15 protein-coding genes are annotated in these 14,952 nt (G+C 47.2%); 12 read left to right on the top strand and 3 right to left on the bottom strand.

Annotated features, from left to right (window positions below; genetic code table 11):
- Positions 1-11: 11 nt before the first annotated feature.
- From GC102_RS38275 to nadE, 10 genes are all read left to right on the top strand, one after another.
- Positions 12-1,016 carry an ABC transporter permease gene (locus GC102_RS38275; protein ID WP_171694165.1) on the top strand — a complete coding sequence of 335 codons (1,005 nt, stop codon included), beginning with the start codon at positions 12-14 and terminating at the stop codon, positions 1,014-1,016.
- A 62-nt stretch (positions 1,017-1,078) separates the two neighbouring features.
- Complete coding sequence (locus GC102_RS38270; RefSeq protein WP_171694164.1) at positions 1,079-2,113, top strand: ABC transporter substrate-binding protein; 1,035 nt, start codon at positions 1,079-1,081, stop codon at positions 2,111-2,113.
- 106 nt (positions 2,114-2,219) lie between these two features.
- Positions 2,220-3,836, top strand: coding sequence for a response regulator transcription factor (locus GC102_RS38265; protein ID WP_171694163.1), 1,617 nt, complete (start codon positions 2,220-2,222; stop codon positions 3,834-3,836).
- Entirely contained in the window at positions 3,833-5,623 is a 1,791-nt protein-coding gene (locus tag GC102_RS38260; protein WP_171694162.1) for a cache domain-containing sensor histidine kinase, read from the top strand. Before GC102_RS38265 ends, GC102_RS38260 begins: the two co-directional genes overlap by 4 nt.
- A gap of 3 nt (positions 5,624-5,626) precedes the next feature.
- Positions 5,627-6,613, top strand: a complete 987-nt coding sequence (locus GC102_RS38255) for a substrate-binding domain-containing protein (RefSeq protein WP_312883502.1) — start codon at positions 5,627-5,629, stop codon at positions 6,611-6,613.
- A 272-nt stretch (positions 6,614-6,885) separates the two neighbouring features.
- Positions 6,886-7,767: a polysaccharide deacetylase family protein gene (locus GC102_RS38250; RefSeq protein WP_171694161.1), complete on the top strand. Its 882-nt coding sequence runs from the start codon at positions 6,886-6,888 to the stop codon at positions 7,765-7,767.
- 66 nt (positions 7,768-7,833) lie between these two features.
- The gene (locus tag GC102_RS38245; RefSeq protein WP_171694160.1) at positions 7,834-8,721 is read left to right on the top strand and encodes a prolipoprotein diacylglyceryl transferase family protein; all 888 of its coding nucleotides are present in this window, start codon (positions 7,834-7,836) and stop codon (positions 8,719-8,721) included.
- Positions 8,718-9,125: a DUF3905 domain-containing protein gene (locus GC102_RS38240; RefSeq protein ID WP_376769441.1), complete on the top strand. Its 408-nt coding sequence runs from the start codon at positions 8,718-8,720 to the stop codon at positions 9,123-9,125. The genes GC102_RS38245 and GC102_RS38240 overlap by 4 nt, the downstream gene beginning before the upstream one ends.
- Before the next feature lie 121 nt (positions 9,126-9,246).
- Entirely contained in the window at positions 9,247-9,684 is a 438-nt protein-coding gene (locus GC102_RS38235; protein ID WP_029194512.1) for a BrxA/BrxB family bacilliredoxin, read from the top strand.
- Positions 9,685-9,855: 171 nt separating this feature from the next.
- A complete protein-coding gene (gene nadE, locus GC102_RS38230; protein WP_171694159.1) occupies positions 9,856-10,665 on the top strand; it encodes an NAD(+) synthase in 810 nt (269 codons plus the stop codon).
- Between the two features lie 64 nt (positions 10,666-10,729).
- On the opposite strand, the gene GC102_RS38225 is transcribed toward nadE, so the two are convergent.
- Positions 10,730-11,707 carry an aldo/keto reductase gene (locus GC102_RS38225; RefSeq protein ID WP_171694158.1) on the bottom strand — a complete coding sequence of 326 codons (978 nt, stop codon included), beginning with the start codon at positions 11,705-11,707 and terminating at the stop codon, positions 10,730-10,732.
- Between the two features lie 278 nt (positions 11,708-11,985).
- Between GC102_RS38225 and acpS the strand changes: the two genes are divergently transcribed.
- Complete coding sequence (gene acpS, locus GC102_RS38220) at positions 11,986-12,372, top strand: holo-ACP synthase (RefSeq protein WP_171694266.1); 387 nt, start codon at positions 11,986-11,988, stop codon at positions 12,370-12,372.
- 8 nt (positions 12,373-12,380) lie between these two features.
- Here acpS and GC102_RS38215 read toward each other — a convergent pair whose 3' ends face one another.
- Complete coding sequence (locus GC102_RS38215; protein WP_281367751.1) at positions 12,381-12,788, bottom strand: c-type cytochrome; 408 nt, start codon at positions 12,786-12,788, stop codon at positions 12,381-12,383.
- Between the two features lie 253 nt (positions 12,789-13,041).
- Positions 13,042-13,686, bottom strand: coding sequence for a hypothetical protein (locus GC102_RS38210; protein WP_246321360.1), 645 nt, complete (start codon positions 13,684-13,686; stop codon positions 13,042-13,044).
- Between the two features lie 99 nt (positions 13,687-13,785).
- Here GC102_RS38210 and mutY point away from each other — a divergent pair, with 99 nt between their 5' ends.
- On the top strand, positions 13,786-14,910 hold the full coding sequence (mutY, locus tag GC102_RS38205; RefSeq protein ID WP_171694157.1) for an A/G-specific adenine glycosylase: 1,125 nt from the start codon (positions 13,786-13,788) through the stop codon (positions 14,908-14,910).
- Positions 14,911-14,952 lie beyond the last annotated feature (42 nt).

The following is a 14,952-nucleotide window of genomic DNA, read 5'->3' as shown; positions in this document are numbered from 1 at the left end:
TAGGAGGAATCATGATGTCAACATGGCTTGTACGTAAAAAAATAGTGCCCACGATGTCGAGTCAAACTGGCGCGGCACAGAAGCTGCTGGCATTCGCCAGCTTGATTATGCTGGTTATTATCTTCTCGGTATCTTCCAGCAATTTTTTTCAATTCAATAACATCGTAGCCATTATGCTCTCAACGGCCGTTATCGGCGTGCTTGCTCTAGGTTCAACGTTCGTTATCATCACCTCGGGAATTGATCTAGCCGTCGGAACCGTTATGACCTTCTCCTCGGTGATGGCGGGAGTGATCATCACAACGTGGCATTTACCAATGCCGCTTGGCATTATCGGAGGTATTGCTACTGGAGCCGTTTGCGGTCTCATCAGCGGGCTTCTCGTAGCGAAGATGAAAATTCCACCATTCATTGCAACACTAGCTATGATGATGGTGACCAAAGGTCTTTCTCTCGTCATCTCTGGGACGAAGCCGATCTATTTTAACGATACGCCCGCATTCTCGCAGATTTCGATGGGGTCCATTCTTAATTCAATCATTCCTGGCTTCGAAATTCCGAATGCCATTCTCGTCTTCTTCGGCGCTGCGATCATTGCCAGCATTATTTTATCGAGGACGATCATTGGACGTTATAACTTTGCCCTAGGAAGCAATGAAGAATCCACAAGGCTCTCCGGCGTTAATGTAGACTATTGGAAAATTGTCATCTACTCGCTGACTGGCGTGTTCAGCGGTATCGCCGGCATTATGATGGCCTCCCGTCTCAATTCGGCTCAACCCGCGCTCGGCTCTGGCTATGAGCTGGAAGCGATTGCGGCTGTGGTCATCGGCGGCACTTCCTTAAGTGGTGGCAAAGGATCCATTCTCGGAACTGTCATCGGTGCCCTCATTATGAGCGTGCTCACGAACGGGCTGCGAATCTTATCAGTTAAACAAGAATGGCAGACGGTTATTGTAGGTGTTGTCGTTGTACTGGCGGTCTACGCGGATATGATCCGACGCCGTAAGACATAAACTTCGGTATTCACTCCAAGTCGGAGTCACATACAACAAACTATAAGTAAGGGGAGATTAGATTGCATAAACGGACAAAGAAATTTGCGGTAGCATCATCGCTATTATTATTAACGACGATAGTACTTGGGGCATGCGGTGCCAAAACGACGGATACGAAAACAGCGGCGACAACGGCTGCGCCAGCAGCATCAACAACTGCGGCGCCTGCGGCGGCCAAATCGGATAAAATTTATATTCCGGTCATCTCAAAAGGATTCCAGCACCAATTCTGGCAAGCTGTTAAACAGGGCGCTGAGAAAGCCGCCAAAGAATTTAATGTAGAGATTACGTTCGAAGGTCCAGAGACGGAGACGCAAGTGGATAAGCAAATTGAAATGCTGCAAGCTGCATTAGGTAAAAAGCCAGCAGCCATTGCATTCGCTGCACTGGACAGCAAAGCTGCTACGCCGCTGCTGGAGAAGGCAAAAGCAGGCAAAATCCCCGTCATCGGCTTTGACTCCGGTGTAGACAGCGACATTCCGGTGACGACGGCCGCCACCGATAACAAAGCTGCCGCCGCGCTGGCAGCGGACAAAATGGCATCGCTCATCGGCAACGAGGGTGAGATCGCCCTTGTCGTACACGACCAAACGAGCCGTACGGGCATTGATCGCCGGGATGGCTTCACGAATCGGATCAAAGAGAAATATCCGAATATCAAAATTGTTGATACGCAGTACGGCGGAGGCGATCAACTCAAATCCACAGATTTGGCCAAAGCCATTATCCAAGCACATCCGAGTATTAAAGGTTTCTTCGGTGCGAACGAAGGATCCGCAATCGGTGTTATCAATGCCGTGACAGAGCTGAAAAAAGATGGAAAGATCACTGTCATTGGCTACGACTCCGGCAAGCAGCAAACGGATGCGATCCGCAGCGGTAAGATGGCTGGTGCCATTACACAGGATCCGATCGGCATCGGTTACTGGTCAGTGAAAGCAGCCGTTCAATCGATTAAAGGAGAGACTGTTCCTAAATCGATCGATACAGGCTTCCACTGGTACGACAAAACGAACATTGATGCTGCTGATATCAAGCCGCTGCTCTACGAATAAGTATGAAGAGGCTGCGCCAATACGGGCAGTCTCTATTGTCATTTAATGAAACTGCTGTGTACAATACACATAGAGCTAAATTCGATTTCGCCAGAGGTGACCCATAATGTACAAAATCATCATGATTGACGATGAAGATGAAGTCAGAGAAGGCATCAAGCGGAAAACGAATTGGGAGGCGTGCGGCTTCCAACTAGTTGGAGATTTCGATAATGGCAGAGATGCCTATGAGGCGCTGGAGAGTCTGCAGCCGGATGCCGTCATTACAGATATTTGCATGCCGTTCATGGATGGCCTTCAACTGACAGAGCTCATTGCCGCGAATTACCGGGATGTTAAAGTTATTATTGTAACCGGTTACGAGGATTTTGATTATGCGAAGCAGGCGATCAAACTCAAGGTCAAAGATTATTTACTGAAGCCGATCAACGCCGCAGAATTCACCGAATTTCTTCATAAGTTAAGGATAGAGCTGGATGAGGAGCGCAAACAAAGGGAAGATGTCACCTTTCTCCGTCATCAGTTTCACGAAAGCATGCCGCTTCTTCGAGAGCGATTTCTTGAACGGTTAGTTACTTCCTGTATGAGAAAAGATGAAATTGATCGCAAGTTCCAGATGTTTGGACTGTCTTTAGGCGGTCCTAGTTTTACGGTACTTGCTCTTGATATTGATGAATTTCACCGTGAGTTCCACAGTGACCCAGTGGCTGAGGAGGAGCTGATACGCTTTGCAGCCTACAACATTTTTCATGAAATTATGGAGAAAGAACAAGGCGGCATCGTATTCCGAACGCGTGATGACAAGCTTGTCGCACTGCTTTCTGGCGATTCGGAAAGGATCGAATTGACCTGTCAAACGCTTGCCGAACATGTGAGGCACAGTATCGAGAAATATTTGAGCATGACGGTAACGATGGGAATTGGTCGCACTTACAGCGATCTGCGAGACCTGCCAAAAGCATTTCAGGAAGCGCTTTCTGCGTTAGATTACCGTTTTTTGCTCGGGAAGAACCGGATTATTTCGATTGGGGATATGGAATTTGGGAGCAGCCTGGACAATCTTAGTTACATCCATATGGAGAAGAAGCTGATTTCTGCCATTAAAACAGGTGAAAAGACAGTCGTAACGCTTACGCTGCAGGATTGGATCAATGAAATGAAGAAGGGCTCCTGCTCGATGGACAAATGCTACGGCAAACTGAATAAACTGCTTGTCGCCTTAATGAACGTATTGGTGGAGACTGGTTTCGAAGAAGCTGCGGTGCTTGGCGATCATTCTTTTATGCAGTTATATGCGAGGAAAACCTTAGATGATGTGCGGTTCTGGTTAGAGGAAATTTGTCTAGCGCTCGTGGACTTGCTGGCTGAGAAACGAACCAAAGTGTCTCAAGCCCAGATGGAAGCCGCGGTCGCCTATATTCATGCGAATTATGCGGACGAACAGCTCTCGCTTCAGCAGGTGTGCAATCATATTTATATGAGCATGAGCTACTTCAGTGCCTTGTTCAAACCGCATACGGGCGAGACTTTCGTCGAGTACGTGACCCGTTACCGTTTGGATAAAGCCAAAGAAATGCTCGCTGCTTCGCAGCTAAAAACCTATGAGTTGGCCGCCAAGGTTGGCTACAGTGATCCGCAATATTTTAGTGTTATTTTCAAAAGAAATACAGGCATGACCCCCAAAGAATTCCGAGCAGCGCACAAAGGTCAGCCGAGCCTATGAGAATCTGGCAGCGTCCTATTCAATTCAAAAGCATTCATACGAAGATTGCACTGGCGTTTTCATGCTTAATCCTTTGCACGACCATCATCCTAAGCTACAGCGCTTACCGACTCTCTACAGTGGCTGTTACGGATACTTCATTGGAATACACCAAGCAGCTTATCGAGCAGGTAAACAAAAATATCCAAACCTACATTGGTAACATGGAAAGTATATCTGCGCTATCGCTGAGCAATGCTGATTTGAAAAGATACTTGGCGTTGAATAACCCGAAGGGAACAGAGGGAGTGCAGCTAGCGAGTCAGATCAGCAGTTATTTTCATGCCATTGTTGCTTCACGGAACGATATCGCTTCCATCGTATTTGCGGGCTCCAATGGAGCCGTCGTATCGGAACGCATGGATGCAAATTTCAAATCGTATGCCGAGTTAATTGCGCAAGAATGGTACAGCAAGGCTAGTAAAGTCAATGGCGACGTGGCCATTTCTCCCTCACACGTTCAGCACCTATATAAGGATGAGTACAAATGGGTCGTATCGATCAGTAAGCAAATGCCTAATCCATTGCCTGGTGCAGCAAGCGGTGTTCTGTTGGTCGATTTGAATTATAACGTCATTAATGATCTATGCAATCAAATTCAGCTTGGGCAAAGAGGGTACGTGTTCATACTCGACCAAGCAGGCGATCTGATTTATCATCCTCAGCAGCAGCTTATCTACTCAGGGCTGAAATCAGAGGATATTCCTACACTTTTGCAGGCGAAGGACAGCACTTTCCATACGCAAGAAAAAGAGCAAAGTAAAATCTACACCGTCCGTACTACGAAATTTGGCTGGAAAATTGTTGGGGTTACCTACGCTGGAGATCTAAGCGGAAATAAGAAGGGCATGCAGCTCACTTCTGCGATGTGGGGCGGCATCTCGTTAATCATTGCCTTAGCGATTTCCATTTTGTTATCGGTCACCCTAACCAAGCCGATTAAACAACTGGAAGTCCATATGAAGCAGGTGGAAAAAGGCAACTTCGACATTCGCGTCGATGTAGAGGGTGCGAATGAGATCAGTAAACTGTCACGTACCTTTAATCTAATGATCAGCAAAATCAAAGAGCTCATGAACCAAACTTTGAAAGATCAGGAAGTCAAACGAATCAGTGAGCTGAAAGCATTACAGGCGCAGATTCAGCCCCATTTTCTGTACAATACACTGGATTCTATCATTTGGATGGCTGAAATGGGTAAGGTGGATGAGGTGGTTACGATGACTTCGGCCTTGTCCAAACTCCTCCGTTCGAGCATTAGCAAAGGGGAAGAACTCATACCAATTGCGGTTGAATTGGAGCACATTCAGAACTATTTGACGATTCAGAACATCCGTTATCGGAATAAATTTACGTACGAAGTTGAAGTAGAATCGGACATTCTCAGCTGTCGAATATTGAAGATTATTTTGCAGCCTCTGGTTGAAAATGCCATATATCATGGAATGAAGCATCTACCTGAACGCGGTCATATAAGAATTACGGGACGTAGGATCGAAGGAGATATTGAGCTCAAGGTCATGGATAACGGTGTTGGGATGGGCGAAGAGAAATTGAAAATGTTGATGCTCAAAACACGTCAAACAGAGTCAGGCAAAGGCTTCGGCTTGCATAACGTGAATCATCGCATCCAGCTTTATTTCGGGGAGCTGTACGGATTGCAATTTGAGAGTGAGCTGGAAGAGGGCACGACGGTAACTGTACGTATTCCGGCAATACCCCCAATCCATTTCGATAATGAGAATTGAGGTGTGAGGTTGAAAATTAGAGCAAGCTACGTAACGATTGCAGTCATACTGGTCCTGCTCATGACGACTGCGTACCTCGTCGTGTCAAAGGGCATGGAGGCAAAGGATAGGCCGCTTATCCTCATTCCAAAGACGATCGATCCTCATGTGGAATTTTGGCGGGTTTTGAACCAAGGAGTGACTACGGCGGCCAAAGAGTACAATACAGAGGTGATAGTGATGGGTACGCCGTCCGAATCCGACATTGACGAGCAGATAAAGTTGGTGGAAGAGGCGATCGCATTGAAGCCAAAAGCCATCATTTTGGCGGCAACGGATTATAACCGGTTGGTGCCAGTTGCTCAAAGAGTAATAAGTTCCGGCATTAAGCTAATTACCGTAGACTCGGGTCTAGAGGGCAGTGTTTCTACCAGTTTGATTGCAACTGATAACTATGCAGCAGGGAGCAAAGCAGTTGAAGCAATGAATCGCTATGTACAGGGACCTGCTACCTATGCAATCGTTAGTTTTGTCAAGAGATCCACAACCCAGCTGGATAGGGAGAATGGGGTGCGAGACCATTTGAAGAATGATCCTTCCGTGCAGATTTTAGACACTTTATATAGTAATGGTTATGAAGACAAAGCGTATGAGCAAACGAAACAGCTCCTTGCCGAACATTCGGATATTCGCGGCATTTTCGGATTGAATGAAGTATCTACGGTAGGGGCTGCGAGGGCGTTAAAAGAGCTTGATCCGGAGCATAACATTAAGCTGGTCGGCTTCGATAGCTCAATGAATGAAATAGCTTTTCTGGAGGCTGGGATCCTGCAAGCGACTATTGTGCAAAAGCCTTTTAACATGGGATATTTAGCGGTGAAAACAGCACTTCAGGTTTATAGTGGGGAAAACGTCAAGGCGTCAATAGATACTGGCTCTGAGGTTATCACGAAAGAAAATATGTACACAAGAGAAAATCAAAAGCTGCTGTTTCCATTCGTTGAGAAATAAAAAGTGTGAGTCGTCTTATGAAGAAGCTCCTCCTTGTGGGGGGCTTTTTCGACACTCTGCCGACGAGCTTCAGCTCAAATAGCTCTCGCTGTAAGCGCGGTTTTCGCGCTTATTTATGTTATTTAGACGAAGAAAACAGCACTTTTACAAATTTCCCGGGAAATATTGGGTTTAATGTCGAAAGCAAAGGAAGCCATAATAAGAACGGATTCTAATGGAGCGACTATTCGCGATGGAGAAGAGAGTTTCAGATCCAACAGGGGGGAACTTGAATGGGTAACATGATTCGGATAACAGGTGTACTTGTAACGATGTTTCTGAGTGGATCTAGCTTAATTGGATGCTCGACGCCCGAATTACATAAAGGGAAGGAACCGAAATCAGTATCCATCGAGACATTTCCACTTTTACCAAATGGACCAGAGAAGACATCCACGGCTTCCACAGCGACTTACGTAGACGACGAAATCGTGGAAACGCAGCATTCCTACACGGGACCTCCACATATCACTTCTTCTGGTAAAATTGCATACCTCACTTTCGATGACGGACCCTCTGAGAGTACGAGCAAGATACTTCATATTTTAAAAAAATTCGGTGTCACCGCCACTTTCTTTGTTGTCGGCGCGGATACGAGCGAGGGGCGCGCGCTTTATAAGCAAATCGTCGCTGCAGGCCATGCCCTAGGGAATCATACATACTCACATGACTATAATCGTATTTATAAATCCCCTGAAGCTTTCATGAAGGATGTTCGTAGGTTGGACCAGCTTTTGGAGGAAACGGTAGGCTATCGTCCTGATATTCTACGATTTCCGGGAGGTTCGAATAATCACTTGAGCTGGAAGCCAGGAGGCAGAGGCATTATGAGTAAAGTAGCTAGCGTGGTGAAAAAGGAGGGGTACCAGTATTTCGACTGGAATGTGAGCTCAACCGATGCGGCTGCTCCTGTGCAAGATAGGGAAATGATTATCGATTCCGTGCTTAGCGCAAGCCGCGGCAAGAAGAGCATTATTGTGCTGATGCACGATAACACCTACAAGACAACAACCTTAGAAGCGCTGCCTATCGTGATCAAAAAGCTGCAAGCAGCCGGCTTTCATTTTGAGAAATTGAAGAAATCCTCATTCACGTTCCAATTCTTGGAGCCTTAACAGTTGCAGATGCCTCTTACTTTGACTAGGATAAAGATAGTCGAATGAGAGAGGCTGGCGTTATCTATGCCTGATGTGTTACAGATTGGACCGTTTCAACTGCAAGGAAGATTACTGGCACTGCTGCTGGCGTGTGCGTTGGGACTGTGGCTAATTCGAAGGGTATCGCAGCGTTTGCTGAAAGATAACCAAATCGTGATTGCCAAGCCTATTGAGGATCTTGTTTTTAACAGTGCTATTATCGTTTTGCTGACCTGGAAGCTAGGGGTCATTGTGACGCAGCCATCCCTATTGTGGAATAATCCATTAAAGCTGCTTTTGGTGTCTGGCTCGGGTACGGAGATTGCTTTAGGTGTGCTGATTGCTTGTATCTACATGTACTACCAAATTCGTAAAAATCGAACTCCACTCTTACTTGTACTGGATGTTATCGCAATTGGAATGACGGCTTCTGGTTTCCTATTCTGTGCACTGATTCCCGCATATGGACTGCTTACAACGGTTCCTTGGGGCATTGGGGTCGAAGGTACGGTATCTCGTTTTCATCCTTATCATGCATATATTTCGCTGCTTCTTGTGCCACTGCTTATTTGGCAGCATGTTATAGAGCCGCGTAAGAAGACGCTTGGACAAGGCGTACTGCTCAAATATTCGCTGTTGTATGGGGGATCGGTGGGGATGCTAGCTAGCTTTTTTAGTGCTGCTAAACCGACACTGCTGTATCTTAGCTCAGCGCAGCTATTGTTTCTATTCATGCTTATCGTCGGAATGCTTCTCCCCGTTTTGACACATAATACTAGCAGAAAGGAGCTGAGTGCAATGAGTCAAAACGATTCCAAGACGCAAGTCCAGCAAGAACAGCAAAACCAAGAGCGCGAGAAGGCCGCAACACCAGCAGGGAAAGAGGGCTTTGTTGATAAGAAACTGGACGGTCCGAACCGACCTTCCACATGAGTCCAGACAAGAATAAGATGGCCAAATCAGCTCAGGACCAGAGAAATCAGAATCAAAGCGATCTCGATCCGTTCGAGATTGAATTTCTCCCTCAATTCGAGCAGGGGCGCGGTCCGCGAGAAGCTTTTGTGAATGAGCATGGCGTCGTTATCGGTGATCATGAGTATGAATCGGACAATTCCCCGCTAGAGCAGTGGACGGCAGAGACAGACCCTGAGGTCATGGCCGGAGATGAATGGGTTCATCCTTTTAAGGATGTTGGTTTCCAAAGCGCCGAGAATCGAGAATATTTTGAAAAAGGCATCGTGCCGCAAAGCGGAATTTTCACGCATCCGGATAAAGATGTTTCCTATGAGCCTGGACAGGCTTCAAGTAAGAAGAACGAAGATGAAGCGGAAGCGTAAAAGCTTTCGCTTTATTTCTATTTGGGACATAAGACTTTGCTTTCATGGCTATCGGATGTATAATATAAGTGGTAACGATTACGTTTTGAGAGTAACTAATAAATCCTAAGGGGTGGCACATATGGCAATGTCTTTTGATTCTTACATGAAAGATATGGTTAAACCGATGAGAGAAGATTTGACTCGTCTGGGTATTACAGAGCTTCTTACACCTGAGCAAGTAGAAGAAGCGATTGAAAAATCGAAGGATGGCACGATGCTGTTAGTCGTCAATTCCGTTTGTGGTTGCGCAGCCGGCCAATGTCGTCCAGGTGTAGCCAAAGCACTTCAAAACGATACACTGCCAACATACACATACACCGTGTTCGCTGGACAAGAGAAGGATGCAACTGCGAAAGCACGTGAATTCTTGGCGCCATACCCGCCATCATCCCCTTCCATCGCATTATTCAAAAATGGTGAACTCGCACACTTCATTCAACGTCACCAAATCGAAGACCGCTCCGCAGATATGATTGCTGGCGACTTAATTAGTGCCTTCAATGAATTCTGCAAATAATAAATAGCATAAATAGGATTAGAAAGACCCGCCTTGCAGTATTTGCAAAGGTGGGCTTTTCTTTTTTGGATCCATGTTCGATGGATTTGTCTTTGAAATTTCAGGAATGAAAGTCTATACTAAATCTTAAAGAATGAATGGTTTCAAACTATAGAAAAGGTGGAGAGATGCATGAGTTTGCAAACAGAAATTATCGCGAAGCTCGGCGTTAAGCCGGAGATTGATGTGGATGAAGAAATCCGCAAACGTGTGGACTTTCTGAAAAACTATGTGCTGGGTGCGAATGCAAACGGCCTGCTGATTGCCATCAGTGGCGGCATTGACAGTGCTGTAGCTACGGGTTTATGCAAGAAAGCGACGGACGAGCTGACGGCCGAAAAGGGCAAAGAGTACAAAACAGTTGGTGTGTTTCAACCATACGGTCAGCAAGTGGATATCGAGGACAGCTACGCGGTGGCCAAAGCTTTCGATTTGAAGTATCAAATCGAGAATAATATTGAAGAAGCTGTCGACGAAATCGCCATTGAAGTCGAGTATGGTCTCAAGCATATCGGTGTTCATCAGCATGTAAGCCGCGGCGGCAAAGGCAACATCAAAGCGCGGACACGCATGGTTATGCAGTATGCGCTTGCTTTTGAACTTGGCCTGATCGTTGTAGGGACAGACCATGCATCTGAAGCGATCACTGGCTTCTTTACCAAATATGGCGACGGTGCGGTCGACATTACGCCGCTGAGTACGCTGAACAAGCGTCAAGTTCGTTCACTAGCCTCGAAGCTTGGCGTACCGCAAAGCGTGTTGGATAAAGCTCCGACAGCTGGACTCTGGGACGGCCAAACGGATGAGAACGAGCTGGGTATTACATACGGAGATAACAGTGACTACCTCGAAGGCAAGCAAATTGATCCGTCTGTGCAGGAGAAGCTGGAGAAGCAATATTTGAAAACGGAGCATAAACGAATCCCGATTCCGGGTGTGTAAGGCTCGTAAAGACATAAAACAACCCCCGGCCAAGAAGGTCGGGGGTTGTTTTCGTGAATTGCGTCTATGGCATCTCTTGACCGCGGGAGCTTGTATAAAGGGTGTACCACTCTTCGCGGGTCAGGGATTCGGCTACTCTCACGGCGTCTTTGCAAGCGACAATCCGTTCTGCGGAAGATGTACCGATAACCGGTTGAATGCGAGCAGGGTGCTTCATGAGCCATCCGAGCACGATGGATTCTGGTTTAGTTTCATATTTGTCGGCTAATTGTTGCACGAGAGCCGTTGTTTGTCTTACGGTTTCAGGCGCATCATCTAGACTGCTGCCAGAGAACTTCCCATTGGCAAGAGGGCCCCAAGCCTGGATTTGAATATCTTGCATTTGGCAATGCTCCATGATGCCGTCTGCGAAATTGGTGTCCAAGCCAGCCTTTTGGTTGACTGAAATGCCTTGATCCAGCCAGTCTAGACGGGCCAGGCTCATTTCCAGTTGGTTCACAACGAGCGGTTCCGGCAGTGAATTTTGAATGAAACGAATTTGTGCGGAAGACATGTTGGATACACCGAAATGACGCACTTTTCCAGCTGATCTCAATTGATTGAAAGCTTCAGAAATCTCTTCCGGTTCCATAAGCGGGTCTGGACGATGCAGTAAGAGAATATCCAGATGTTCCACGCCAAGACGCTGCAGAATCCCATCAACCGAGCTTATGATATGGCTTTTGGAGAAGTCAAAGCGAGTTGGAAGCACGCCGTCACTAGGGCGAATTCCACATTTGGATTGCAGAATGATTTGGTCGCGCAGATCAGGTCTTTTTTTGAGGATTTCTCCGAAAATAGACTCGGATTTGCCTTTTCTATAAATATCAGCATGATCGAACATCGTAATGCCAATCGACAATGCAGCTTCTACAGCTTTTTCAGCGATGATGATATCTTCTTTTGTATAAGGAGTCGAATTCCATTCCCCACCAATTCCCATACATCCATAGACGACTCGGCTATTCGATATTCCACGTTTCTCTAGCGGCATGATTCTCATTATGTTTGGCCTCCCAGCTTTTAAATCTATACACAGTATACCCCTAGTCGAGGCTCGGCAGAAGAGCTGAAAATAGTGTAACTTACTTACCTCGAAGTAAGCATTGGGGGGGAAATGAAGAGCTGGGGAGAATAACATGATCCAATTCACATCCATAAGAATGAACAAGGATAGACTAGGGGCAAGTACAGACAAGCTCTTACTCCCCCTTGACCGCAAGCAAGGAATCATGTAAATTGTACGCACAACGTTGGAAGAAAAGTGGGGCTCAGGAGTCTATGATTATTGGGGTCGGAACGGATTTAGTTGAAATTGCACGGCTTCGCAAAATGTTAGAGGGTTCTACGGGCGAAAGGTTTCTTGAGCGGATTCTGACGCCTCAGGAGAGAGAGTTGGCGCAGAGACGGCGAGGCCGACTTGCTGAGTTTGCTTCAGGCCGGTTTGCTGCTAAGGAGGCCATTGTCAAAGCGATTGGCTGCGGCATTGGCAAACAAATTGGCTTTCAAGATGTCGAGGTGCTGCCGGATAAACTTGGCAAACCGGTATGCCATGTGAACGAGGCTGCGCTGCTGCGGGCAGGCTTAATAGGCAGCCACCGCATCCATATTAGTATTACACATACGGAATCGATGGCTGCCGCCTATGCAATCGTGGAAAAGCTCTAAAGCGGCGACTATTTCTTCGAATTGAGCCACTCGGATAGAAGTCCGATTTCCTCTTCGGAAATCGTGGTTTTATAGACTGGCATGCCGCCTCCGCCATTCTTAATCTTGTTCGCGATTTGCTCGCTGCTCAGTCTGCTGCCGACCTTTTGCAAATTCGTCTTAGGGCCGACTTTGCCAGCAAGATCAATGCCGTGGCAGCTGATGCACTTGTTCGTTGTGAAGAGCTCCTGCGCCTTCACGAACGCAGGGTTGCTCTCAGCTGCCGCGGTTGCTGCCGGTGTCTTCGTGGCGGCGCTGCCACCCGAAGTACCGCCGCCGCACGCGGCGAGCGCTAGAACCATCGGCGCAATGACGAGCGCGCCGATTAGATATTTATTCTGGCTTGCGCGAGTGCAAGCCTTTTTGTTTTGTTCCATAGCGAGCTTCCTCCTATGTTGGGGTTTCGTCCCACAATCTACCTGTTGGGTAGCACCAAACAGCAAATAATCATTTATTTTCTGATTTGAAGAGTTATCATGCATTTTGTGCATCAAATTCCCGCACTCTAGCCGAAAATAGGAGCTATCCGCCGAATTAGATGCACTTTTTGCATGATCTCTTCTGAAATGGGAGGTGTAAGTTAGATTTTGATGCGCTTTTTACATCATTTCTACTTTATCCTCATTCCACTTACCGTCCCCAAACGCGCAGCATATACCCGCTTAGAATAAGGCTAATGCCGCCCATTCCTTCCAGAACAACACCGGAGTAACCTAAATACCACACGCCCATCAGCGCAGACAAGGCGAACAGCCACAAGCCAAGGTAAACAAGCGGTTTACCTAGCAGGAGTCCGACCTGCACGAACCCGATGGCGAGAATGAACGCTCGCAACACTGGTGCGAAGAGCGGGCTAACAGCACCAATGGCCTCGAGCAGAGCAACGGCTGCAATGAGCATCGCTGCAGGCAGCACTAGAAGCGCTGGATGTCCCCAGCCACTGTGCTCACCAGCACTAGACCCTGCACCTGCATGTCCACCTGAGCTAGCTGATCTTTCACGCGCGCCTTCAGCAGAGTCAGCCCTAAATTCCTTACGCAGGCTCCATATTTGAATCAAGCTGGCCACAACCGCTGTGATAAAAGCCGCCTGCTTCAACCAATCCAAGTCGCGCCAATAAATCGCTACATCGACAATCGCGCTGAACATCCATTCCGCGCCCCAAATGAACAGAAGCGGGATTAATGCGTTAGCTTGACCGATCCAGGCTTTTCTTTTATTCGCCAAGTCCTGCCGATTCGTATTTGCCAGATCTGTTTGTTTTGAGTTTTGCATACATTCACCTCTAGTTTTATGTTCCACACTTCTCGTATAATGGAAACATGTCCATTCATTCATTATAACTGGAACGTGTCCCATAGAGAAGGAGAGCTCATGTACAGCGAAGAACAGAAGGTTTATTTTTCCAAAAATCTATTGGATTGGTACCAAACACATAAACGGGATTTACCATGGCGAAGAAGCAAAAACCCTTATTATATATGGATTTCCGAAGTCATGCTGCAGCAAACCCGGGTGGATACGGTGATTCCGTATTTCCATCGCTTCGTCGATCAATTTCCGACGGTTGAAGCATTGGCGACTGCACCAGAGGAGAACGTGCTCAAAGCGTGGGAAGGGCTCGGCTATTACTCGCGCGCTAGAAATCTTCAAACGGCAGTCAGAGAAGTTCACGAGCGCTATGACGGTATCGTCCCCCAAAATAAAGAGGAGATATCCTCGCTCAAAGGCGTCGGCCCATACACATCAGGAGCGATCCTCAGCATCGCCTATAATAAACCTGAACCTGCCGTGGACGGCAATGTTATGCGAGTCCTGTCGCGCTATTTTCTAATAGAAGAAGATATTATGAAGCCTGCAACACGGACCAAAATGGAGAAGTTGGCACGCGAACTCATCCTTGAAGGTACGGCAAGTGATTTCAATCAAGCATTGATGGAGCTTGGGGCTATGGTATGTACGCCTCGTTCACCGCACTGTTTGACGTGCCCTGTTATGGCGCATTGCTCCGCGCGTGAAGCTGGTATGGAAGAAGCCCTACCCATCAAAAAGAAAGCTAAACCTCCGCGTCCAGAACTGCGTGCAGTGGCTTTGGTAGAAGGTACGGGTGAGAACGAAGGGAAATGGTTGATTAGGCAGCGCCCGCAAGAGGGGTTGCTCGCTCGTATGTGGGAGCTGCCACATGTGGCCTGGAAGTCTGAGGGATGGAATTCGGATGAGGATAATAGGAGCGAGCTCCGTCAAGCTCTTGTGGATCAGGAACAAATCGGTATCGAACCTAACGAGTGGTTCATGGATACAGAGCATATTTTCAGTCATATCGTTTGGAAAATGAAAGTATACCGCGCCAAACTAAGCAACGCGAACCGCCCGAGTCATGGGGGAGAATGGATCCCTTTTCATTATCGCTGGGTAGGCCCGGACGAGCTCGATCAATACGCTTTTCCGAACGTTTTTATACGGATTATGAAAGAGTGGCAGGAGAGAAACGAGGAGTAACTTCCTCTGCTTTCTCTTTTTTTACCACATAATAAAGTATAA

This window comes from Paenibacillus germinis, from assembly GCF_013141785.1.
Taxonomy (GTDB): domain Bacteria; phylum Bacillota; class Bacilli; order Paenibacillales; family NBRC-103111; genus Paenibacillus_E; species Paenibacillus_E phytorum.
Note: the sequence above shows the minus strand (reverse complement) of the source record. Positions and strands in the feature narration are given on the sequence as shown.